Here is a 23,898-nt window from a genome sequence, read left to right as displayed (position 1 = left end):
CCCCCCTGCTCCCCGCCACCACCAGCCCATCTTTCCCCGCCGCCTTGGCTAGCCTGTTCGAGTGAGTCACGGACATGGGCATTTCGGCCACAGCCACGGACACGGACATGGACAGGCCGAAAGTCCTACACCCCTCGGCCCCATCGCCGCGAAGATCGTCGTCGGCCTGCTGACCGGGATCGGCCTGCTGGTGCTCTTCGGCACCGCTCTGCTGTGGCCGAGCAGCCGCTCCGTGGACATCCCCGCCCCCTTCCGGACCACCGACGGCGGCGCAGTCGTCACCGAGGCCGGGACGGTCGTGGAACAGAACACCGGGCCGTGCGGAAGCCCGTCCTTCGGTCGCGTCTTCACCGGCGAACCGTCCCCGCCCGCGGTCGACACCTTCGCCTGCGAACGCAGCATCGTCGCCATCGAATCCGGGCCCGACGACGGCGCCCGCACGCTCCTCGAGGTGATCCCGGGCCCGGGCCAACCGGAACTGCAGGCCGACGACGAGATCCGCCTCGTCCGCCAGACCGACCCGTCGGGCACCACCCAGTACTCCTTCTACGACTACGCCCGCGGCTTACCGCTCGCGGCGGTGGTCGCGGCCTTCGCGATCGTCGTCGTCGCGATCGCCCGGTGGCGCGGTCTGCGCGCCCTGATCGGCCTCGGTGTCGCGTTCGGCGTGCTGGTGGTGTTCATGCTTCCGGCGCTCCTGGACGGCAAACCCGCGGTGCCGGTCGCGCTCGTCGGCGGTGCGCTCATCCTCTACGCGGTGCTGTATCTGGCGCACGGCGTGAATCTGCGGACGAGTTCGGCGTTGCTCGGCACCCTCGCCTCGATGGTCGTCGCGGCCGTGCTGTCCTATGCCGCGATCCGGTTGACGCACCTGACCGGTCTGTCGGAGGAACAGAACACCGACGTGCAGCTGTACATCGGGCACGTGTCGATCTCGGGCCTGCTGCTGGCCGGATTCATCATCGGCTCGCTCGGTGTGCTCAACGACGTCACCATCACGCAGGCGTCGTCGGCGTTCGAACTCGCCGGGCTCGATCCCGACTCGTCGCGCCGGGACATCTTCTCGGCGGCGATGCGCGTGGGCCGCGACCACATCGCGAGCACCGTCTACACGCTCGTCCTCGCCTATGCGGGCGGCGCGTTGCCGTTGCTGCTGTTGTTCTCGGTGGCCGGGCGGTCGATCACCGACGTGATCACCGGTGACGCCGTGGCCATCGAGGTGGTCCGCGCATGCGTGGGCGGCATCGCGCTCACCTTGTCGGTGCCGCTCACCACGGCGATCGCCGCCGTGCTCGCGCGCACCGATGCACCCGGACGACAGACGAGTGGCCGGCACGCGCGACGCGCGTGAGCCGGGGACTCGGCGACCTCAGGGCAGGCGGATCTGCGGCAGCGGCGGCAGCTCGATCGTCGGCAGCGGCGGCAACGGCACACCGAGACCCGGAATGGTCGGCGGCGGCGGCGCGGGTTCCGGCTCGGGTGCCGGCGGGACGGGGCGCGGTGTGTAGGTCGTCGGGACCGGTTCCGGAGTGGCCGAGGTGGTCGTGGTGACCTCCGTGGGAGCTACAGCCGGTGCCGGATTCGGACGCGGCGCGCTGGTGGTGGGCGGGACGTACGACTGGGTCGGGCTCGTCTCGTCGGCGGAGGCACCGGTGAATCCGGTACTCAGCGCCACGCCGATGACCGCGACCACTGCGAGGGCCGTGCCCGCGATCCCGGCGCCGGAGATCTGCCTGCCGCTGACCGACGGACCGCGACCGGCCAGCGACGACCACCACGGCTTCTTCGCGTCGGCGGACTCCGCGCCGGTGGCGGCAGCCGTGGGCGCAGCGGCCGCGGTGGCGACGACCGGGATCTGCTCGGTGTCGGCGCTCGTCGACGGGGGCCGGCCCGGCACGATGCGCGTGAGGGTGCTCACCGGTTGCGAGGTGGCCGGTTGCGCGGCGGCCATGGCCCCGCCCTTGGCGAGGACGAGTTCGGGCTCGTGCGGCACCACCAGGGGCAGGCCGAGCCAGGAGCGCAGCACCTCCTGTACGAGCGGGATGTGCGCACCGCCGCCGATCAGGACCACTGCCTCCGGGTTGCGACCGGCACGGGAGATCACCTGGTGCACGAACTGGGCCGACGACTCGACGCACTGACCGATGAGCGGATCGAAGGTTTCGCGCGACATGAGTACGACCCCGGCAGCGCCCGGCACCGCCACGGTGTCGCTCTGCGAGAGCTTCTCCTTGGCCTCGCGGCACTGCGCCGACAGTTCGTCGTCGGTGGCGGGGTCGTCGGGTCGCCACACGCCGTTGGTGTCGAGCTGGTGGTCGCGGATGACGTTGTCGAAGACCCGGCCGCCGATGCTGTCGGTGCGTTCGGCGAGCACTTCCCGGGAGACGAGGTCGACGACGGTGACGGTGAGTCCGGCGTCGCCGAGGTCGTAGAAGACTGCGGTGTTGCTCCCGAGTTCTCCGGTGGCCTGCAGATAGGTGACCGCGGCCTCGGGTTCGGAGACGAGCAGGTAGCGGTCGATGTGTTCGACGGCCATCGCCGCGCGCAGCCGATCGGCCTGGGCCTGGTCGCGGTAGACCAACCCCACACGCTCGATCGGGTCGCCCGCGACACCCGTCTGGAAGAGCACCCCGAGGGTGCCCGCAGCCAGACGCGCCGGATCGTCCTTACCCGTCTCGACCACCTGGAACTGGAATCCTGCGGTCGGGGATGTTCGATCCACCGGCCGCACCACCCGAACGGCGCTCTCCCCCACGGTTACACCGAGAATAGAACTCATCAGCCGCCTTCGACGTTGGTTGCGCCAGCTGCGTCAGCTTCCCCCGGCGCCCGAAATCACCGACGATGGTACAGAACGTTACCGGCGAGTCACCAGGGCCGTTAGGGTGACATACACCGGGACCGAGCACCCCGAAGGCCTCTCCCATAGGATCGCCGGATGCGGATTCTCTATGTGTGTACCGGAAACATCTGCCGCTCACCGACCGCAGAGAGGCTGACCACCGCGTACGCGTCCGAGGTCGGCCGCGATGATCTCTCGGCGCACAGCGCCGGCACCCGGGCCATGGTCGGCTACGGCATGGAACCCACCGCAGCACTCGTGTTGCAGCAGCTCGGAGGCGATCCGGACGGTTTCGCCGCGCGTCGGATCACACCGCAGATCGCGGAGGACTCCGACATGATCATCACGATGAGCGAGCGGCACCGGGCCAAGGTGATCCAGCTCGCGCCGCGCAGGATGCGCGCGACGTTCACTCTGCGTGAGGCGGCCCGGCTGCACGAGGCCACCGGAGCACAGACCGTCGCAGAATTGGCGACGGCCCGGGCGCAGATGTCTGCGCCCGGGCCGGAGGACATCGTCGACCCGATCGGCCGCGACGAGGAGACGTTCGTCGCGGTCGGATCCGAGATCGCCGACCTGCTGCTACCTCTCCTCGCCGGTCTCCGTTCCTGAATCGTTCACCGGGCGCCGCGGTGCGTGCACCACGGGTCGCGACAGCGGCTCGGCGGAGGAGTACGCCTGCGGCGCCTGGTAGGGCTCGCTGCCGTAGCGCTCCGAGGCGGGTTGCGGCGCGGGCGGGAACTGCTCCGCGGCGCGGTAGTGGTAGGCGTCGTTGCTCGGCGCCGGGTAGGCCTGCGTGGCCGGCGGCTCGACGTGACGGTGACCGTTCTGCGGCCGGGCCGTTTCCTGGGCGGGCGCCGACGGGGTCGGCTGCGACGGCTGTGCCGAGTGTGCCGGCTGTGCCTCTCGCGCCGGCTCGGCCGGCCGAGGTGCCGGGGCCGTCCGAGATGCCGGTGCGGTCTGCCCCGACGGATCGACGCGCTGCGCCGCCGGCGTGCTCGTCCGGGCGGCCGGAGCGGCGCCGTCCTTGTCGGAGCTGTAGTAGTACCGGTACTCGTAGGCCGTGCCGCGACCCTTGGTGGGGGTCATCGCGAGGATCGTGCCCAGCACGGGGGCGTTGACCGCACGCAGGTTGCCGACGGCCCGCGCGAACTGCTCGCGGGTGGTCTTGCCGTAGCGCGCGATGAGCAGCGCGCCGTCGGCGATGTTCGTCAGGATCGCCGCGTCGGTGACGGGCAGCAGCGGCGGCGCGTCGATGATGACGTAGTCGAAGCGCGACCGCAGGTCCTCGATGACCTCGCGGGCGTGCGCGGACCCGAGAAGCTCGGACGGGTTGGGCGGCAGTCCGCCGGCGGCGAGCACCCACATGCCGTCGAAGCGGGTCGGCTGGAGCACGTCCTCGAGGGTGGCCTGGTTCGCCAGCACGGTCGACAGGCCGGCGTCGCCGAGCGTGCCGAGGTACTTCGTCACGCGCGGACGGCGCAGGTCGGCCTCGACGAGCACCACAGAGTGGCCGGCCTCGGCGAGCACGAGAGCCGTGTTGACGGCCGTGGTGGTCTTGCCCTCACTGGGCAGCGAGCTGGTGATGACGATCGCGCGCGGCGGGTTGTCGACCTCGAGGAACTGCAGGTTGGTCCGCATCTCGCGGTAGGCCTCGGCGTCGCCGCTGTTGGCGTCGGCGAACACGATCGCCGGGTCCTCGTGCCGGGCCTTGTCGAGCGGGATCACACCCACCACACCGGTGCCGGCGAGTTCCTCGACGGCGCTGCGGTCCTTGATGGTGTTGTCGAGGCGGTCGCGCAGCACCGCGAGGGCGATACCGAGCAGCAGACCGACGGCCAGGCCCAGCGCGACGTTCCGCGTGGTCTTCGGCGTCACCGGCGACGACGGAGTGGCCGCGTACTGCTCGACCACCACGCGGGCGGTGGGCGGGCCGCCGTCCTCGGGGGTCTCCAGTTCGCGTGCCATGACGACGAATTCGTCCGACAGTGCGTTGGCGAGGTCGCGGGCACGCTCCGGCGACTCGTCGGTGACGGCGGTGTCGATGAGCACCGTGTCGGGGGTCGACGAGGCGGTGACCTTGCCGGCGAGGTCGACGGCCGACAGGTCGCCCAGACCGAGCGTGTCGAGGGTGCGCTGCGCGAGGGTGGTGCCTTCGAGCAGTTGGGTGTAGGAGGTGACGCGCTGCTGCGAGAACAGGTTGCCCTGGTAGATCTCCTGCACCGACGCGCCCGACGAGGTCGACACGAACAGGCGTGTCTTGGCTTCGTATTGCGGCGTGGTCAGCAGGGAGGCGCCGAGTGCGGCAAGAACCGCCACCACCGTCGTGACGGCGACGATCTTCCACCTCGCCTGCAGAATTCGCAGGTAATCATGTACTTCCATCAGGGCGTCTCCCTCGTTGCGGTAACACTGCGTGCGCACCCGGTGGGCGCGGTGTGGGGGTCGTCGTGGCGCTCGAGCACGCTGTCGAGCACCGGGCCGATCGCACGCACCGCGTCCGGATCGGCCAGTTCCGAGTGCGTGAACGGCACCGGATGTTCGACGACGAGACCGCGCACATATCGCTGCCAGGTGGCAGCGAGGTCTGGGTGCCGGTCGAGATCGGGTGCGGCGACCACCAGGTCGATGTCGCCGTCGTATTCGCTGAGGGTGTGCCTGCGCACCGCGGTTTCGACGGCCTGCGCGGCGGCGTCGGTGCGGCGGCGGACCTCGGCGACGAGTTCTTCGGGCAGCCCGGCGATGTCGGGCACGTTCTCTGCCGCGGGATGGGGCTCGGCAGGCAAGGTCTCGGGTGTGAGGGTGTCGAGCAGCACTACCGCACCGACCTGCTCACCGCGCTCGCGTAGTTGCACAGCCATCTCGTGTGCGATGGTGCCGCCCACCGACCAGCCCAGCAGGTGGTAGGGACCATCGGCGTTCACCTTACGGATCTCGGCGACATACCGCGCGGCGAGTTCGCCGATGCTGTCCGGAATGTCGTCGAAGCCCGTTGCCTGCAGACCGTAGACGGTGCGGCCGCCCAGATGAGGCGCCAATCCTGCGTACATCCAGGCGAGTCCGCTGATGGGGTGCACGCAGAACAGCGGGGGCCGTTCGTCGCCGCGACCGGCGATCTCGACGATGCTGCCGAGCGGGTCGCGGTCGTCGTCGCTGCGCGGGTCGCGCTCGTCATTACTGCGGCCGTGTTCGATGCGGTCGGCGAGAGCGGCGAGATCCGGGCTGGTGAACAGCCATTCGACGGGGACGTCGGCGCCGAGGGCGTCGCGCAGTTCACCGGCCACACCGACGGCTCCGATGGAACTGCCTCCGAGGTCGAAGAATCCGCGGTCGGCGGAGATCTCGTCGACGGGCAGGTCGAGGTGGGCGGCGAACACTGCGGCGACGGTCTGCGCGATGCGTCCCTGCGGCGCCACGAGCGGTTCGTCGGTCGTGCCGTCGGGTTCGGGCAGCGACGCACGGTCGACCTTGCCGGACGGCAACAGCGGCAACGCGTCGACGACGGTGATGCTCGCCGGCCGCAGGTGCCGGGGCAGCTCGGCGACGAGCGCGCGGCGCAGTGCGGCGACGTCGGGTGCGGTGCCGGTCTCGGGCTGAATGTAGGAGACGAGCACGGTGTCTCCGGCCCGCCCGGGCTGCGGCACGGTGACGGCCGCGGCGATGCCGGGGCGGGTCAGCAGCGCGGCGTCGACCTCGGCGGGTTCGATGCGGATCCCGTGGATCTTCACCTGATCGTCGATGCGGGCCACGTGATCCAGTACCCCGTTCGGCAGGATCCGAACCAGGTCGCCCGTGCGGTACAGCCGCGACCCGCCGTCGCCGAACGGGTCGGCGACGAATCGTGTTGCGGTGAGACCGGATTCGTAGCGGTACCCGCGGGCGATGCTGTCGCCGGTCACGTAGAGTTCGCCGACGGTGCCGCGCGGCACGGGGTGCAGGCGCGAGTCGAGCACGTAGGCGCCGGCACCGGCGACGGGCGTGCCGATGCCCGGCTTCTCGCCGCCGCTCAGCGGAGCGGAATACGAGACGGCGACGGTGAACTCGGTGGGCCCGTAACCGTTGACGATCCGGTGCCGCGACCAGCGGCTCACCAGCGCACCGGGCAGCGATTCACCTGCGGCGACGATCGTCGTGGGCTCGAACGCCTCGGGGTCGAGTGTGCCGAGCACGGTGGGCGTGAGGTTGAGGTCCGTGACGCGCTCGTCGACGATCAACTCCTGCAAGGGTTCCCCGGCGAAGGTGTGATCGGGGGCGATGACGAGGGCGCCGCCGTGCGCGTGGGCGGAGAGCAGTTCGAAGATCGCGGCGTCGAAGGTGTGCGAGGCGACCTGCAGTACACGCGATTCCGGTCCGAGGCCGAGCAGAGTGCTCTGGACGTCGAGCAGCGCCGCGAGTCCGCGATGGGTGACGTCGACGCCCTTGGGGGTGCCCGTGGTGCCGGATGTGTAGATCGTGTAGGCGAGATCGCCGGATGTCACTGCGGGGCGCGGTGGTTCGACGGCGTCGAAGTCGATGCTGCGGTCGGCGGTGAGGTCGATCCACGTCACGTGGCCGAGTTCGCGGTCGCCGACGGTCAGGCCGATGCGGGCACCGGAGCCGGCGAGGATCGCGGCGCTGCGCGCGTCGGGCTGGGTGAGGTCGACCGACACCCAGGCCGCACCGAGTTTCGTGATCGCCCAGACGGCGAGCGGCCAGTACTCGCTGCGCGGCACCGCGATCGCCACGAGGTCGCCGCGTCGCACGCCGTGCGAGGCGAGCACGGAGGCGATCTCGTCGGCGCGGGCGTCGAGTCCGCCGTAGGTCCAGGCGACGGTGCCCGAGCGCACCGCGATGCGTCCGCGATGCCGGTCGACGCTGGTCGCGAGGATCTCGGGCAGGGTGCGCGGCTCGACGGCGGGCGCCGACAGCGGCTCGGGCACCGGCACGGCGAGATCGCCGACGGCACGCTCGGGTTCGGCGAGCGCGGCGGCGAGTATCGCGACGAGGTCGGTGAGCATCGCGTCGCCGGTGGTGGCGTCGAACAGGTCCGTCGCGTACACCAGGCGCAGGTCCAGTCCGGCCTCGCGTTCGACGAGCTCGACGACCACATCGAACTGCGCGGCCGGTTCCCCGGCATCGGTGTCGGCGACCTGCACGTCCGGCAACTGCGGCAGCGCCTCCTTGACCTCGACGCGGTGGGTGAGCAGCACCTGGAAGAGCGGGCTGTACGACGGATCGCGGCGCGGCGCGAGCCGGGCGACGACCTCGTCGAACGGCACGTCGGCGTGCGCGAGTGCCCCGAGATCGGTGGCCCGCACCTCGCGCAGCAGTTCGGTGAACGGCCGGGACGGGTCGACGGCGGTGCGCAGCACCACGGTGCCGACGAACATGCCGACGAGCCGGTCGAGGCGCGCATCCGTGCGACCCGCGATCGCTGTGCCGACGGCGATGTCGGTGCGTCCGCTGCGACGCGCGAGCATCGCGGCGAAGACGGCGTGGACGAGCATGAATACCGTCACGTCGTGGCTGCGCGCCACCTCCCGCAGGCGACGATGGGTCTGGGCATCGAGAGTCGAGACGATTTGCGCGCCACGGTGGCTCGGCTGCGCGGGGCGCGGCCGGTCGGCGGGCAGCGGCAGCGGGCTGTCGGGCAGGCCGGCGAGTGCGGTTGTCCAGTAGCCGAGTTGGCGGGCCGCGAGCGAGCCCGGATCGGTGGCGTCGCCGAGCAGTTCGTGCTGCCAGCGGGCGTAGTCGCCGTAGGTGACGGGCAGCGGTTCGAAGACCGGCGCCGCTCCCCCGCGACGCGCGGCGTAGGCGGCGGCGAGATCGGTGAGCAGCGGTGCGACGGACGCGCCGTCGAACGCGATGTGGTGCACGGCGGCGGCGAGCACCCGGCGGCCGGGTTCGGCGTCGAACAACCGGATCCGCATCGGCGCCTGCGCGGTGATGTCGAAGGGGGTCGTGATCGTGGCAGTCACGGCCGCGGCGACATCGTCCGGCGCGGAGTGTTCGAGCACCGGCGGGTCGGCGAGCACCTGCACGTCGCCCGTGAAGGCGGTGCGCAGCACGCGGTGCCGGTCGACGACGTCGCTCACCGCGGCGGCGAGGGCGTCGACGTCGAGGTCGCCGGTCAGCGACAGCACGACCGGCACGAGATAGCCGGCGGTGCCGGTCTCGGCGCGCGCGACGATGCCGAGGCGGCGTTGCGCGGGGGCGATGGGCGGCGGGGTGTCGTCGTCGTAGCGGCGCAGCGCGATGCGATGGTCGTCGCCGGATTCGATGCGGGCGGCGAGCGCAGCGAGGGTGGGGGCGGCCAGTACCTCGCGCACCGGCACGTCGGTGCCGAACGCCTCGCTCAGCCGCGCGGCGAAGACGACGGCCGAGAGCGAGTCGCCGCCGGCGGTGAAGAACCCGCGGTGCGCGGCCGGACGGGCACCGAGCACGTCCTCGGCGACGGTGACCACGAGGTCCTCGGCGTCGGTGAGGGGCCGGTCGAGGGCGGCATCGTCGTCGAGTGCGGCGGTATCGTGCAGTTCGAGTGCGGCGACGTCGAGTTTGCCGTTGGGTGTGAGGGGCAACTGGTCGAGCACGTGCACGCGGGTGGGCATGCGGTGCGGCGGCACGACGAGCGCGACGCGCGCGGTGATGTCGTCGGCCGACAGGTCCGGTCCGGCCGCAAAGGCGACGAGCGTGCCCGCCACCGCGACCACCGCGGCCTGCCGGATACCGGGCTGGGCGAGCAGCGTCGCCTCGAGTTCGCCGGGTTCGATGCGCACGCCGCGCACCTTGAGCTGGCGGTCGGTGCGGCCGAGATAGCCGAGGGTGTCGTCGACGCGGCGGTGGACGCGGTCGCCCGTGCGGTACATGCGTGCGCCGCCGGGGGCGGCGACGAAGCGTTCGGCGGTGCGGGCCGGGTCGTCGAGGTAACCGGCGGCGAGGCCTTCACCGGCGAGGTACAGCTCGCCGACGGCGCCGGCCGGGACGGGACGCAGTCGCGCGTCGAGCACGTGGGCGACGGTGCCGGGCACGGGCTTACCGATGTTCGGGCGGGTGCCGGGTTCGATATCGACGAGGGTCGCGACGATCGTGGCCTCGGTCGGCCCGTACGCGTCGAGCATCACGCGGCCGTCGGCCCAGCGTGCCGCGAGCGACGGCGACAGCGATTCGCCTCCGGAGGCGACGACCTTCAGGTCGGGCAGGCCCTCGGGGTCGAGGGTGCCGAGCACGGTGGGGGTCGACAGGTAGTGGGTGATGCGCTGCTCGGCGAGGTAGCGGTGCAGGTCCTGACCCGCATACACGTCCGGGGGTGCGACGACGAGGGTCGCGCCGGTGGTGTGGGCGAGCAGCAGTTCGAGCAGTGCCGCGTCGAACTCGGGTGAATAGCCGTGCAGCACGCGGTCGCCGGGCTCGACCCGGTATCGCTCGGCCGCTTCGGCGGCGAGCGGGGCGAGTCCGCGGTGCGTCACCGCGACCCGCTTCGGGGTGCCGGTGGAGCCGGAGGTGGACACGACGTAGGCGGTGCCGGGCAGGCACGTCTCCCCCGCCTGCCGCGAATGTGTGAAGGCCGCACCGGTCTTGGTGATCGCCCACAGGGTGCGGATGTAGTCGACGCTGCGCGGGGCGTCGATGCGCACGATCTTCCCGTCCCGCGCGCCCTCGGCCCGCAACCGGCAGGCGAGGGTGTCGGACTGCTCGTCGAGTTCGCGGTAGGTGAGCGATTCGCCGTCGCCGCGCAGGGCCTCGCGATCGGGATGTGCGGCGGCGGTGGCGCGCAGCATCTCGGCGAGCGTGCGTGCCGGGGCGGGTTCGCCGCCGTCGAGGGCGGGCGCCGGGGTGTCGACCGCCACTTCACCGATGGTGCTGCCGGGTGCGCCGGCCACGGCCTCGAGGAGCGCGACGAATCGGGTGGCGAGCAGTTCGGCGGTGCGGCCGGTGAAGCGGGCGGCGTCGAACACGAGCGTGCCGGTGTAGCCGCCGGGGCGCGGGGCGAGGGTGAACTGCAGGTCGAACTTCGGTGTGTCGTCGAGGATTTCGCGGGCCTCGACGGTGAGCTCGCCGAGGGTGATCGGGCCGATGCCGAAGTCCTGCAACGCCAGCGCGACCTGCGGTGCACCGCTCTGCCGCTCCGACAGCAGCTGCTCGTAGGGCACGGTCACGTGGTCGAAGGCGGCGACGTCGAAATCGCGGACCTGGCCGAGCAACCCGGTGAACGACATGTCGGGGGCCACGCGGGCGCGCAGCACGAGCGTGTCGAGGAACGGCCCGACGAGCTCTTCGAGCTGCGCCCAGCGGCGTCCGCCCACCACCGCGGCGACGGCGATGTCGTCGCTGCCGCCGAGTCGCGCGAGCAGCACCGACAGCGCGGCGTGCAGCACCATGAACTCGGTGGCGCCGTGCGCTCGGGCGAGTTCGGCGAGCGCGTCGCGCACATCGGCGGGCACGGTGAAGTCGACGCTGCGCGCCCCGGTGTCGGTTCCGGGGGCGTCGGCGGGCAGTTCGGTGACGGTCAGTCCGTCGAGGGCGCGGCGCCAGTGCTCGAGGTCGCGTTCGGGGATACCGCGTTCGGCTTCCCACAGGGCGTAGTCGGCGTACTGCAGCGGCAGCGGCTCCCACTGCGGGGCCGTGCCGTTCACCCGGGCGAGGTAGGCGATGGTGAGGTCGCGCAGCAACGGTCGCAGCGACGTGCCGTCGGCGATCGAATGGTCGACGTCGAGGTGCAGCACGTGCCGGTCGGGGCCGGTGCGTTCGAGTCGCACGCGCCACCGGTCGCTGCGCGGCGCCTCGTGGATCTGCTGGTACACCCCGTCGCCGTCGACGATGTAGTCGGTGCGCAGGATCTCGTGGCGCAGCGCGACGTCGCCGAGCGCGGCCTGCAGGGCACCGAGGTCGAGCGGTCCGCTCAGGCTCACCTCGCTGCGCAGCCGGTACGCATCGGGGGCAAGGGAACTCAGACCCCACAGGCGGCGCTGCGCGCGGCCGAGCGGGATCCGTGCCGGTCGCGGCGAGACCGCGGCGGGCCCGGCACCGGTGTCGAAACCACCGGCGTCGAGAGCGGCCGCGAGTGCGTCGACGGTGGGGTTCGCGAAGACGGTGCGCAGCGGCACCTCGGTGCCCGTCTCGTCGCGCAGGCGTCCGACGAGGACGGTGGCGAGCAGCGAGTTGCCGCCGACGGCGAAGAAGTCGTCGGTGCGTCCCACCGTCGCACCGTCGCCGAGGACGTCGCCGATGATCCGGGCGACGAGCGCCTCGGTCTCCGTGCGCGGTTCGCTGCCGTCACCGGCGGTGGGTTCGGGCAGCGCGGCGGCGTCGACCTTGCCGTGGGAGGTGAGCGGGATCGCGGCGAGCGGCACGATCGCGGTGGGCACGAGGTGTGCGGGCAGGACGCTGCGCAGCTGCGCCCGCAGGTCGGAGCCGTCGAGGTTCCCGCCGGTGACGTACGAGACGAGGCGACCTCCGCGCACGCGGGTCACCGCCCGTTCGACGCCGTCGAGTGCGGTGAGGGCGGTGTCGATCTCGCCGGGTTCGATGCGCACGCCGCGCAGCTTGATCTGGTTGTCGCTGCGGCCCACGAATTCGAGTGCACCGGCGCGGGTCCAGCGCACGAGGTCGCCGGTGCGGTAGCGGCGGCCGTCGGGTCCGGCGACGAAGCGCGCTGCCGTGCGTGCGGCGGCGTCGCGGTAGCCCGACGCGAGTCGCGGTCCCGAGACGTACAGTTCGCCGACCACTCCGGCGGGCACGGGACGCAGCCGCTCGTCGAGCACCTCGACGGTGACGCCGCGGACGGGGGTGCCGATGACGATGTCGTCGCCGGGGCGCAGGGGCTGCGAGTTGGTGACGAACATCGTGGCCTCGGCCGGGCCGTAGCTGTTGATCAGAGTGCGCCCGCCGCTCCAGCGGTCGACGATCTCGCGGGTCAGGCGGTCGCCGCCGAGCACGAGGGTGCGCAGGGCGGGCAGGTCGCGCACCGGCACAGTGGCGAGAGTGGACGGTGTCATCATCGCGTGGGTGATGGCGGCGCTGTCGAGCAGATCACCGAGGGCGGCGCCGCCGTAGCCGTCGGCGCCGGCCACCACGAGCGTCGCGCCGGCGATGCCGGCGGTGAGCATCTCGAGCATCGCGGCGTCGAACGACGGTGCCGCGACGTGCAGTACGCGATCGCCCGGGACGGCCGCGATGTATTCGCCGATGTCCTCGGCGAACGCGCTCGCGGCGCGCTGGGTGACGGTGACGGCCTTGGGATTTCCGGTGGTGCCGGAGGTGAAGACGAAATAGGCGGGGGCGTCGGGTGCGGGGTCGACGACGTCGGCGAGCGGATGCTCGTCGTCGGAGGTCACCTCGAGCCACCGCACGCTCGTCGGAAGTGCCGGTGCTTCACCGACCCCCACGCGCACCTCGGCGAGCATCTCGGCCAGGCGCGCGGTGGGGGCGGTGGGGTCGACGAGCATCGGTGCGGCACCGGCGCCGATGATGGCCCACACGGCGAGCACCGATTCGAGCGAGCGCGGGTAGGCGCACGCCACCGGATCGCCCGGACGCACACCGGCGAGTTGCAGGCGTGCAGCGAGAGCGTCGGAGTAGTGGAGCAGTTCGGGATACGACAGTTCGCGGTCGCCGTCGACGATCGCGAGTTCCTCGCCACCGGCGGCCGCACCCTGCGCCAGCCACCGCCGCAGCGATCGCGGCGCACCCAGTGTGGCACCCACGGCGGGCAGAGCAGTGTCGCCGTGCAGGTCGATCTCCCCGACCCGCACATCCGGATCCGCGACGGCCGCGCTGAGGATCGCGCGCAGACGATCGGCGTAGGCGGCGACGGTGTCGGCGTCGTACAGGTCTGTGCTGTAGAAGAATTCGAGGTCGATGCCGTCCTGCTGCTCGGTGACGGTGACCTGCACGTCGACATTGACGTGTTCGGTGTCGACCGGCTCGGCCGTGACGGTCAGGCCGGGCAGCGCGAAGGTCGAGGCGACGGGCCGCGCCTGCGACAGCGCCACCTGGAACAGCGGGTGCCGCGCTTCGCTGCGGGCGGGCCGCAGCTTCTCGACGAGCGTCTCGAACGGCGCGTCGGGGTTCGTGTAGGCCGCGAGGTCGCGGCGGTGCACCTGCGCGAGCAGCTCGGCGAAGGTGACGCCGGGATCGACGTCGGTGCGCAGCACGAGGGTGCCGGCGAACATACCGACGACGTCGTCGAGCTGCGGGTCGCCGCGACCGGAGACGGCGGTGCCGATCGGGATGTCGCGACCGGCACCGTGCCGCGCGAGCAGCGCCGCGAGCGCGGCGTGCAGCACCATGAACACCGTCGCGCGACCCTCACGGGCCAGGGCGTGCAGACCGCGGACGAGATCGGCGTCGAGCGAGACGGTGTGGGCGGCACCGTGTCCGGTGGGTTGTGCGGGTCGCGGCCGGTCGCCGGGCAGGGTCACCTCGTCGGGCAGGCCGGCGAGTTCGTCCAGCCAGTACGGGATCTGCTCGTCGGCGATGCTGCGCTGCCGGCGCGCGTAGTCGGTGTACTGCACGGGCAGTGTCGGCAGCTCGGGGGCCGCGCCGGTGAGGCGGGCTTCGTAGGCGACGGCGATGTCGCGCAGCAGCGGCGTGAGCGACCAGCCGTCGGCCGCGATGTGGTGCAGGACGACGAGCAGCACGTGCCGGTCGGGTGCCGTCCGGTACAGCCGCAGGCGGGCCGGGGGTTCGACGGTGAGATCGAAACCGGTGGTGGCGTAATCGCGGACGAACTCGTCGAGGGCGTCTTCGGGCACGGCCACCGGTTCGAGATCGGGGCGTGCCGCGGGCAGCACGGTGTACTCGTCGGCGGCCGGGTAGACGGTGCGCAGCGTGCGGTGCCGTTCGAGCACGTCGCCTACGGCGGCGGCGAGAGCGCCGATGTCGAGGTTCCCCTCGAGCCGCACCGCGAACGGCAGGTTGTAGCTCGGGGATTGCGGGTCGAGGCGGTTGATGAACCACAGGCGCTGCTGCGCCGCCGACAGCGGAGCCGGTGCGTCGGGGTCGGCGACGAGAGGCACACGGCGAGAAGGCGTATCGCTTCTGGTGGTTATGTATGAGGTCAAGGCCGCAATGGTCCGGTTCTCGAAGATGTCTCTCACGGTGACATCGGTGTCCAGCACATCCGACAGGCGGCCCGCGAGACGCGTGGCGAGCAGCGAGTTGCCACCGAGGTGGAAGAAGTCGTCGTCGGCGCCGAGGGTGCCGGGGGCGATCCCGAGCAGTTCGGCGCACAGGTCCGCGACCAGCTCCTCGACCGGCCCGTGCGGTGCCGCTCCCCCACCGGCGGTGATGTCGGGGGTGGGCAGCGCGGCGCGGTCGAGTTTGCCGTTCGCGGTGAGCGGCAGCGCGTCGAGGACCACGGCGGCCGACGGCACGAGATAGTCGGGCAGGCTGCGGCGCAGGTCGCGCAGGGCGGCGGGAGCGTCGCCGCCGACGAGATAGGCGACGAGCCGGTCGTCGCGCAGCAGCACCACCGCCTGACGCACACCCTCGCTGCGCAGCAGGGCGGCTTCGATCTCGCCGGGTTCGATGCGGTAGCCACGCAGTTCGATCTGCTGGTCGGCGCGCCCCAGATAGTGCAGGGCACCGCTGCTGTCGCGGCGTCCGAGGTCGCCGGTGCGGTAGCGGCGGGCGCCACCCGGGGCGGCGACGAAGCGCGTCGCGGTCCGGCCGGGGTGGGCGCGGTAGCCGCACGCGAGTTGGTCTCCGCGCACGTACAATTCGCCGATCGCGCCGGGCAGTGCGGGTCGCAGCGACGAGTCGAGCACGTCCACGGCGAGACCGGGCAGCGGCGCGCCGATGCCGGTCGCGGTGGCATCGCCGAAGGTGACGTGCACGGTGGTCTCGGTGATGCCGAACATGTTGACCGCCCGCACGTGCGGGTGGCGCTCGGCCCACGGACGTACGCGCGCGGGGTCGAGGGCTTCGCCGCCGAAGATCAGCAGCCGCAGGTCGTCGAGCGGCGCGTGGTCGGTGGCGGCGAGTTGGTAGAACGCCGTGGGGGTCTGGTTGAGCACCGTCACGCGGTGGCGGGTGAGCACGTCGACGAAGGCGGCCGGGTCGCGCACGGTGAGGTGGTCGACCATGACGACGCGGGCACCGGTGCCCAGCGGCGCCCACATCTCCCACACGGAGAAATCGAAGGCCGGCGAATGGAACAGCGTCCACACGTCGTCGGCGCGCAACCCGAATTCGCCGACGGTCGCGGCGAGCAGCGACAGCACGTTGCGGTGCGTCACCTGCACGCCCTTGGGGGTGCCGGTGGATCCCGAGGTGTAGACGATGTAGGCGCCGAGATCCGCGACGAGCGGGAAATCGAAGAGGGCACCGTCGTCGAGGCGGGCGGCCACCTGCGGATCGTCGAGTCGCACTGCGGGAAAACGGATGTCGGTGAGGTCGCTGTCGGTGACCACCAGGGTGGGTTGCGCGTCGTCGAGCAGGGCCTGCAGGCGCGTGGCGGGATGCGTGACGTCGACGGGCAGGTAGATGCCGCCGACGCGGGAGACGGCGAGGATCGCGACGACCAGTTCGGGGGTCCGCGGCAGTGCGACCGCGACGACGTCCTCGGCGGTGACGCCGTGTTCACGAAGGAGTGTGGCGAGCGCGCCCGAGCGCGACCACAGGGCGCCGTAGCTGAGGGAGTACCCGTCCCCCACCACGGCGACGGCCTCGGAATCGTCGGCCACGCGTTGCGCGACCAGCTCGGGCAGCGACTCGGCCGGAAGTTGCTGCGCGGCGCCGACGGGGGTGAAGTCGGCGCCGCACAACTCGATACCGCCGACCGGCACTGCCGGATCGGCGGTAACAGAGTCGAGGATACGCACAAACCACGACTGCCACTGCACAATCGTGTGCGAATCCAAAAGTTCGTCCGAGTACGTCAGGATCGTGTCCAAGCCGGCCGGTACACCGGTCTCCGAACGACGTTCCCGGACGGTCATCTCCAGGTCGACGCGGGCGGTGCCCACCGGGATCTCGCGGATCGTCGTGGAACTGCCGGGCAGCGCGAACTCGTCGAGTGAGAACGACTCGTACGCCAGGATGACCTGGAACAACGGATGGTGGGCGTCGGTGCCGGCGCCCACCGCGTCGACGATGCGGTCGAACGGCACGTCGGCGTGGGCGAAGGCGTCGAGGTCGGCGCGGCGGGTATCGGCGAGCAGGTCGGCGAAGGTGCGGCGCGGATGCACCCGCAGCCGCAGCGGCACGGTGCCGACGAACATGCCCACCACGTCGTCGACCGCGGCGTCGCTGCGTCCGGAGACCGGGGTGCCGACGGTGACGTCGTCGGTGGCGGCGAGCGCCGAGAGCAGCGTCGCGAGCGCGGCGTGCAGCACCATGAACGGTGTGACGTCGTGGGCGCGGGCGAGCTTGTCGATCGCGGCGTGCAGTTCGGCGGGGATCGTGAAGCTCGCGCGACCCGCGGTGCCCGTCGACGCCGCGGTGCGGGGACGGTCGGTGGGCAGCGCGAGCAGCGGCGGCGCGTCGTCGAGGGTCTGTTTCCAGAAGGCGAGCTGCCGGGCCGCGAGGCTGTCGGGGTCGTTCTCGTCGCCGAGCACGGCCCGGTGCCAGCGCGCGTAGTCGCGGTAGGTGACCGCCGGAGCCGGCAGGTCCGGCGATTCCCCGTCGCGGTGGGCGCGATAGGCGGCGACGGCGTCGCGTCCGAGCGGCAGCAGCGACAGGCCGTCGGCGGCGATGTGGTCGATCACCACGGCGAGCACGTAACCGGAGTCCGTCCGGTACAGGCGGGTGCGGATCGGCGCGTCGACGGTGAGATCGAAACGCACACGGGCGAATTCGGCCAGTTCCGCATCGAGGGCGGTGCCGGGGTCGACGGGCTCGAGGTCGAGTGTCACCGTCGGCAGCACGTGCTGGCGCGGGCCGGACGGGCTGTCGGGGAAGACCGTGCGCAGCGAGTCGTGGCGTGCGACCACCGTGGCGGCGGCCGCGCGCACCGCGTCGAGATCGGTGTCGGCGTCGAGGTCGAGCGCGAAGGCGATGTGATCGCCGCCGTCGACGCGGTCGGCCACGTCGAACCGGTTGAGCAGCCACATGCGCTGCTGCGCGGGGGCGAGCGGTACGTCGCTGTCGTCGTCGACGTGCACGAGCGGCAGGTGCTCGCCCGCGGGTTCCTCGGCGAGCAGGTTCGCGAGTTCGGTGACGGTGGGGTGCTCGAAGATGTCGCGCACACCCACCCGGCGACCGGCGACGCCCCGCAGACGCGCCGCGAGCTGGGTCGCGAGCAGCGAGTTGCCGCCGACAGCGAAGAAGTCGTCGGATCCGGCGACGCTCGGCAGATCGAGCAGGTCGGAGACGACACCGGCGACGAGTTCTTCGGTGGCGCTGCGATACCCGTCGGTGCGAGTCGCGGCGACCACCGGCTCGGGCAGGGCCGCGCGGTCGATCTTGCCGGTGCTGGTGAGCGGCAGCGCGTCGAGCACGGTGACGGTCGCGGGCACCATGTGCCGGGGCAGCCGCTCGGCGGCCCACTCGCGGATCTCGTGCGGGTCGAGGCGGCCGTTGCGGCTGTGCACGTAGGTGGCGAGGGTGTCGCCGCGCACCACGGTCACGGCGGTGCCGATGCCCGGGTGGTTCTGCAGGGTCGCGTCGATCTCGCCGAGTTCGATGCGGAAACCGCGGATCTTGACCTGATGGTCGCTGCGGCCGACGAATTCGAGGGCGCGGTCGTCGTCGTGTCCCGTCCAGCGGACGAGATCGCCTGTGCGGTAGAGGCGTCCGGCGCCGAACGGGTTCGCGACGAACCGGTCGGCGGTGAGTGCCGGTGCGTCGAGATATCCACGGGCGACGCCCTGTCCCCCGAGGTACAGCTCGCCGGTCACTCCCTCGGGCACGGGCCGCAGGCGTTCGCCGAGCACCACCGCGGTGACGCCGACGAGGCCGGTACCGATGGTGAGCCGGTCGCCCGGTGCGAAGGGTTCGCTCGAGGTGGCGAGCACCGTCGTCTCGGTGGGTCCGTAGACGTTGAGCAGGGTGCGGCCGGGTGCCCAGCGTTCGGCGGTCTCGACCGGCCACGCCTCGCCACCGATCGCGATCGTGCGGAGAGCGTCGAGTGCGGTGGGGTCGAGCTGGGTGGGCACCGAGGGCGTCGAGAACCAGTGGGTGATGCCTTCGGCGCGAAGCAGTTCCACCAGTTCGTCGCCACCGAACAGGTCGGCGGGCGCCACCACCAGCGTGCCACCGGAGGTGAGCGCCAGGACGTATTCGAGCACCGCGCCGTCGAAGGCGGGGGTCGCGAAGTGCAGCACCCGCGCGTCGGTGACGGTGCCGGAGGCAGCAGGCAGGTCGAAGCGCTCGATGAACGACTGCGCGAGCGGGCCGAGTCCGCGGTGCGAGACCACCACGCCCTTGGGCCGGCCGGTGGATCCCGAGGTGTAGACGACGTAGGCGGTGTTGTCGAGGCGCAGCGGTCGCACCCGATCGGCATCGGTGATCGGGCGGGCATCGCCCTCGACGGTGAAGACGATCGGCTCGATCCCGTCGGGCAACGCGACCTCGCCGTCGACGATCGCGTACCGCGCGCCGGATGCGCCGAGCAACCGGGCGATCCGCGCGGCGGGCTGGCCGGGATCGACGGGCACGAAGGCCGCGCCGCTCAGCGCGACGGCCGCGGCGGCGAGCACCGAGCGCGTCGACCGCGAGAGCACGACGGCCACACGATCTTCCGTCCCGATACCCCGCTCGATCAACGTCCACGCGAGCGGGCGTGCCGCCGTGCGGATCTCGACGGTCCGTCCACCGGGTTCGGTCACGCAGGCCGGCGACCGGTCGATGATCTCGGCGAAGGTCGCTTCCGTGCCGGGTTCGGCAGCCTCGACAGCCGGGGCACCGAGGTCGAGGTCGCCCACGGGCAGCGACGGATGCTGCGCGACCTGCGCGAGCACTCCGCTGAGGCGGGTCACCCAGCGGGCGATGGTGTCGTCGTCGAACAGCTTCGTGTCGTAGACGAGGCGGCCGGTGAGCGATCCGTCGCGCAGTTCGCGCAGCGAGATCTCGACGTCGAATCGTGCCTGCGCCGAGGCGATCTCCTGCGGCCGCACGGTGAGTCCGGGCAGTTCGAGGTCGGGCACGTCCACGTTGTCGTAGGCGAGCATCACGTGGAAGGGCGAGAAGCCCAGGGCGTCGACGACGTAGTCGAACGGCACGGTGGCGTGCGCGAAGGCGTCGAGGTCGGTGTCGCGGGCCTGCGCGAGCAGCGACGTGAACGGCTCGGCCGGGTCGACATTCGTCCGCAGGGTGACGGTGCCGACGAACATGCCGACGAGGGCGTCGAGGTCGGGATGGTCGCGACCTGCCGTTCCGGTGCCGATGGCGATGTCGTGCCCGGAGGTCCAGGCGGCGAGCCACACGGCGACGGCGGCGTGCACGGCCATGAAGGTGGTGGCGTCGTGTGCGGCGGCGACGGCCCGCAGTGCCGCGACCTGTTCGGCCGGCACCGTGAAGTCCACGGCCGCAGCGGGACCGAAGCCGCCGTTGCGGGGACGGTCGGTGGGCAGCGGCGCCGCGTCGGCGAGCCCGTCGAGTGTGCGTGTCCAGTAGTCGATCTCGCGACCGGCACGAGTGTCGGATGCCGCCGGATCGCCGAGGCGATCGAGATGCCACCGCGCGTAGTGCCGGTAGTGCAGCGGCAGCGGCGTCCACGCGGGCGCCTCCCCCGCCGTGCGGGCGAGATATGCGGTGGCGACGTCGGCGGTGAGCGGCACGAACGACGCACCGTCGAGCGCGATGTGGTGGGCGACGACGGCGAGCACGTGCTTGTCGTCGGCGAGTCGCAGCAGACGGATGCGGAACGGGATCTGCGCGGTGAGATCGAACGGTTCGGCCGCCCACTCGGTGATGAGCGCTTCGACGTCGCCCTCGGCGGTTTCGGGTTCGAGAGCGAATCCGGCGACGGCACGATCGAGCGGCAGCACGTCCTGTACCGGGCCGTCGACGTCGAGGCGGAACAGCGTGCGGAGGGTTTCGTGCCGGTCGAGGACGTCCACCACCGCGGCCTGCAGCGCCGGCAGGTCGAGGGCACCGTCGAGGTGCAGTGCGAACGGCAGGTGGTAGGCAGCCGGGTCGCCGTGCGCCCGGGCGAGCAGGAACAGTCGGCGCTGCGCTGGGGCCAGCGGCGACGGCCCGGCATCGGGAGTGGCGACGGGTCGCGATTCCGATTCGGGTCGCTTCGCCGCGGCTGCTGCCAGACGAGCAACGGTGGGATGGGCGAACACGTCGCGCAACTGCACGTCGCGGCCCAGTGCGGCACCGAGACGTGCGGCGAGCTGGGCGGCGCCGAGCGAATGACCGCCGAGCGCGAAGAAGTCGTCAGTGGTCGACGACGGCCGCAGATAGGTGGGCAGTTCGTCGGCGAGGCGGACGGTGAGATCGGCGGGGTCGACGTCGCCCACGACGTAGGCCGCGATGTGGTCGCCGCGGACGGTGACGGTCGCGGTCTGCACCTCGTCGACGGCGACGAGCGCGGATTCGATCTCACCGAGTTCGATGCGGTAGCCCCGGATCTTCACCTGCTGGTCGGCACGGCCCAGGAATTCGAGCTGCCCGTCGGTGGTCCAGCGGACGCGGTCGCCGGTGCGGTACATGCGACCACCGAACGGCGAGGCGAGGAAGCGTTCGGCGGTGAGGGCCGGTGCGCCGAGGTAGCCGCGCGCCACGCCCGGTCCCCCGAGATACAGCTCGCCGATCACGCCGGCGGGCACGGGATGCAGGCGGGCGTCGAGGACCACGGCGGTGGTGCCGTCGATCGGCCGGCCGATGGGCACACCCGCGCCGGGCGGCAGGGGGTCGCTGAGGGTCGCGAGGATCGTGGTCTCGGTGGGCCCGTAGGCATTGAGCATGGTGCGGCCGGTGGACCAACGGTCGGCCACGGCCTGCGGCAGCGCTTCGCCCCCGGCGTCGAGAACCTGCAGGTCGGGCAAGCCGTCGTCGGGGGTGACGGCGAGGATCGCCGGTGCGGTGATCGCGTGGGTGACGGCTTCGCTGCGCAGCAGGGTGGCAAGGGCCGGCCCGCCGACGGCGTCGCGCGGGCAGATCACCAGGGTGGCGCCGGCATCGAAGGCGAGGAGCAGTTCCTGCAGCGACGCGTCGAAGGACGGTGCGGCGAGGTGCAGCACGCGAGACGCCTCGTCGGCTCGGTAGCGATCGCGCAGCGTCGACACGAGCGCCGACACACCGCGGTGGCCCACCGCGACGGCCTTCGGGGTGCCGGTGGAACCGGAGGTGTGGATGATCCACGCCGCGTTGTCGACGTGCAGCAGACGCAGGCGATGCTCGGCCGTGAAGGTCTCACCGGATGCGTCGGCGGGCGGCGCGATGCGGGTGACGTGCCCGGGCAGCGCCGGGTGGTCGTGGGCGACGGCGATCCGCACGTCGCGCAGCACCTGGCCGAGGCGGCGGGCGGGAAGTTCGGGGTCGAGCGGGGTATAGGCGGCACCGGTCTTGGCGACGGCCCACAGCGCGACCACCGAGTCGAACGAGCGCGGCAGCAGCACCGCGACGCGTTCTTCGGGGGCGGCACCCGCCGCGACCAGCGCATGAGCGAGCGTGTCGGAGCGAGCGTCGAGTTCGCGGTAGGTGATGCTCTCGCTCCCGTCCACGACGGCGACGGCGTCGCGCGCGGCGTGACGGGTGAGGACGTCGGGCAGCAGTTCCGGCTCGGGCACGGTACGGCCACGGGCGGGCGCCAGGCCGTCGAGTTCGGCCGGGCCGGCGAGGGCGAGATCGCCCACCGCGACGCCCGCGTTCTGCACGAACTGCTTCAGGAATCCGAGGAAACGGCTGTGCAGCGACGAGAGGTGTTCGCCGCTGTAGAGATTGGGGTTGGCCTCGAAATCGACGCGCATGGTGCGGCCGGCGACGCCCGGGTAGACGTTGACCGACAGGTCGTCGACCGGTCCGGTGGACTGCACGTGGTAATCACCGATGACATCACCGAACGCGATCTGCGGGTGGAACATCATCAGGTTGACGACGGGACCGAAAGCGTTGCGCGTCTCGCTGTGCTCGCGACCCATCTCGCGCAGGTCGGCCAGCATGTCTTCGTAGCGGTAGCGCTGGTGGCGCAGGGCGCCGGTGAGCTCGACCTGCACGTCGCGGATCAGATCGGTGGCCGGCGCCGCCTGATCGACGCGCACCCGCAGCGGAACGACGTTGGAGATGGCTCCGGCGGAGCGACGCAGCGGCGCGGTGGTGCGCGCCGAGACCGGGAGCGTGAGCACCACATCGTCGGTGCCGCACGCGCGCGACAGAAATGCGGCGAAGGCGGCGACGACGATGGGGACGTCGGTCGAGTTCGCGTCGTAGGCCAGAGCCGTCACGGCGTCGGCGACCTCGGACAGCAGCTCGGCGCCGGCATGGCGTGCCGGCGCCGTCGGCGGAGCGACGCCTTCGACGAGTGAAATCGGCTCGGGCAGGCCGGAGAGCCGCTCGAGCCAATGGGCGCGATCGGCGGTCTGACGTTTCGACCCCGTGTATGCAGCCTCGAACTCGACGATCTTCTCGACGGGCATCGACGTGACGGGCGGTGTCTCCTCCCCCGCAATCCACGCCGAGTACAGCTCGGCGGAGCGGTTGAGCATGATCATCGCGCCGTGCCCGTCCAGAGCGATGTGGTGGACGTAGCTGGACAGGAAGTAACGACCGTCGCCGATATGGAGCAACGCCGTCGCGATCAATCGGTCGCGCAGCGGATCGATGGGCTGCGAGAATCGCTCGCTCATCCACCGGTGGGCCGCAGCTTCCGGATCCTCGCACGAGCGGAAATCCACGTACGGGACGTCGTCGTCGAACTCGACATCGACAACCTGCTCCGGAAGCCCTTCCTTCTCGACGAGGAACAGGAAACCCGACTCCACGTCGCGCGCACCCTGCACACATGCCTGACGAACGAGGTCGTGATCGAGCTCGCCCCGAAGTTCTACGTACTGGGCAATCGTGAAGGGCACATCGGGATGGAGAGCTTGCGCGTACCAGAGCCCCCGCTGACTAGGGGACAGCGGAAGTAGATGCACCACGCTCCCCTCGCCCTCGCCCGACACAATTCAGGACAGGGGACGTGCAGA

At 71.6% G+C, this 23,898-nt stretch carries 5 protein-coding genes; 2 read left to right on the top strand and 3 right to left on the bottom strand.

All coding sequences use genetic code 11. From position 1 onward, the window contains the following. The first annotated feature begins 61 nt into the window (after window positions 1-61). Window positions 62-1,351 (top strand): YibE/F family protein, encoded by a 1,290-nt coding sequence (locus A8G18_RS16635; RefSeq protein ID WP_064064740.1) that lies wholly within the window; start codon window positions 62-64, stop codon window positions 1,349-1,351. Between the two features lie 18 nt (window positions 1,352-1,369). Here the strand turns inward: A8G18_RS16635 and A8G18_RS16630 are convergent, their stop codons facing one another. After that, on the bottom strand, window positions 1,370-2,683 hold the full coding sequence (locus tag A8G18_RS16630; RefSeq protein WP_084421899.1) for a DUF7159 family protein: 1,314 nt from the start codon (window positions 2,681-2,683) through the stop codon (window positions 1,370-1,372). Between the two features lie 255 nt (window positions 2,684-2,938). Between A8G18_RS16630 and A8G18_RS16625 the strand changes: the two genes are divergently transcribed. Next, a complete protein-coding gene (locus A8G18_RS16625) occupies window positions 2,939-3,454 on the top strand; it encodes an arsenate reductase/protein-tyrosine-phosphatase family protein (RefSeq protein WP_064064738.1) in 516 nt (171 codons plus the stop codon). Here the strand turns inward: A8G18_RS16625 and A8G18_RS16620 are convergent. After that, window positions 3,425-5,227: a tyrosine-protein kinase domain-containing protein gene (locus tag A8G18_RS16620; protein WP_064064741.1), complete on the bottom strand. Its 1,803-nt coding sequence runs from the start codon at window positions 5,225-5,227 to the stop codon at window positions 3,425-3,427. The two genes, A8G18_RS16625 and A8G18_RS16620, sit on opposite strands and share 30 nt — an antisense overlap. After that, complete coding sequence (locus tag A8G18_RS16615) at window positions 5,227-23,847, bottom strand: non-ribosomal peptide synthetase (RefSeq protein ID WP_084421901.1); 18,621 nt, start codon at window positions 23,845-23,847, stop codon at window positions 5,227-5,229. Before A8G18_RS16615 ends, A8G18_RS16620 begins: the two co-directional genes overlap by 1 nt. Window positions 23,848-23,898 lie beyond the last annotated feature (51 nt).

The organism is Rhodococcus gordoniae (assembly GCF_001646655.1).
GTDB classification, from domain to species: Bacteria; Actinomycetota; Actinomycetes; order Mycobacteriales; family Mycobacteriaceae; genus Rhodococcus; species Rhodococcus gordoniae.
Note: the sequence above shows the minus strand (reverse complement) of the source record. Positions and strands in the feature narration are given on the sequence as shown.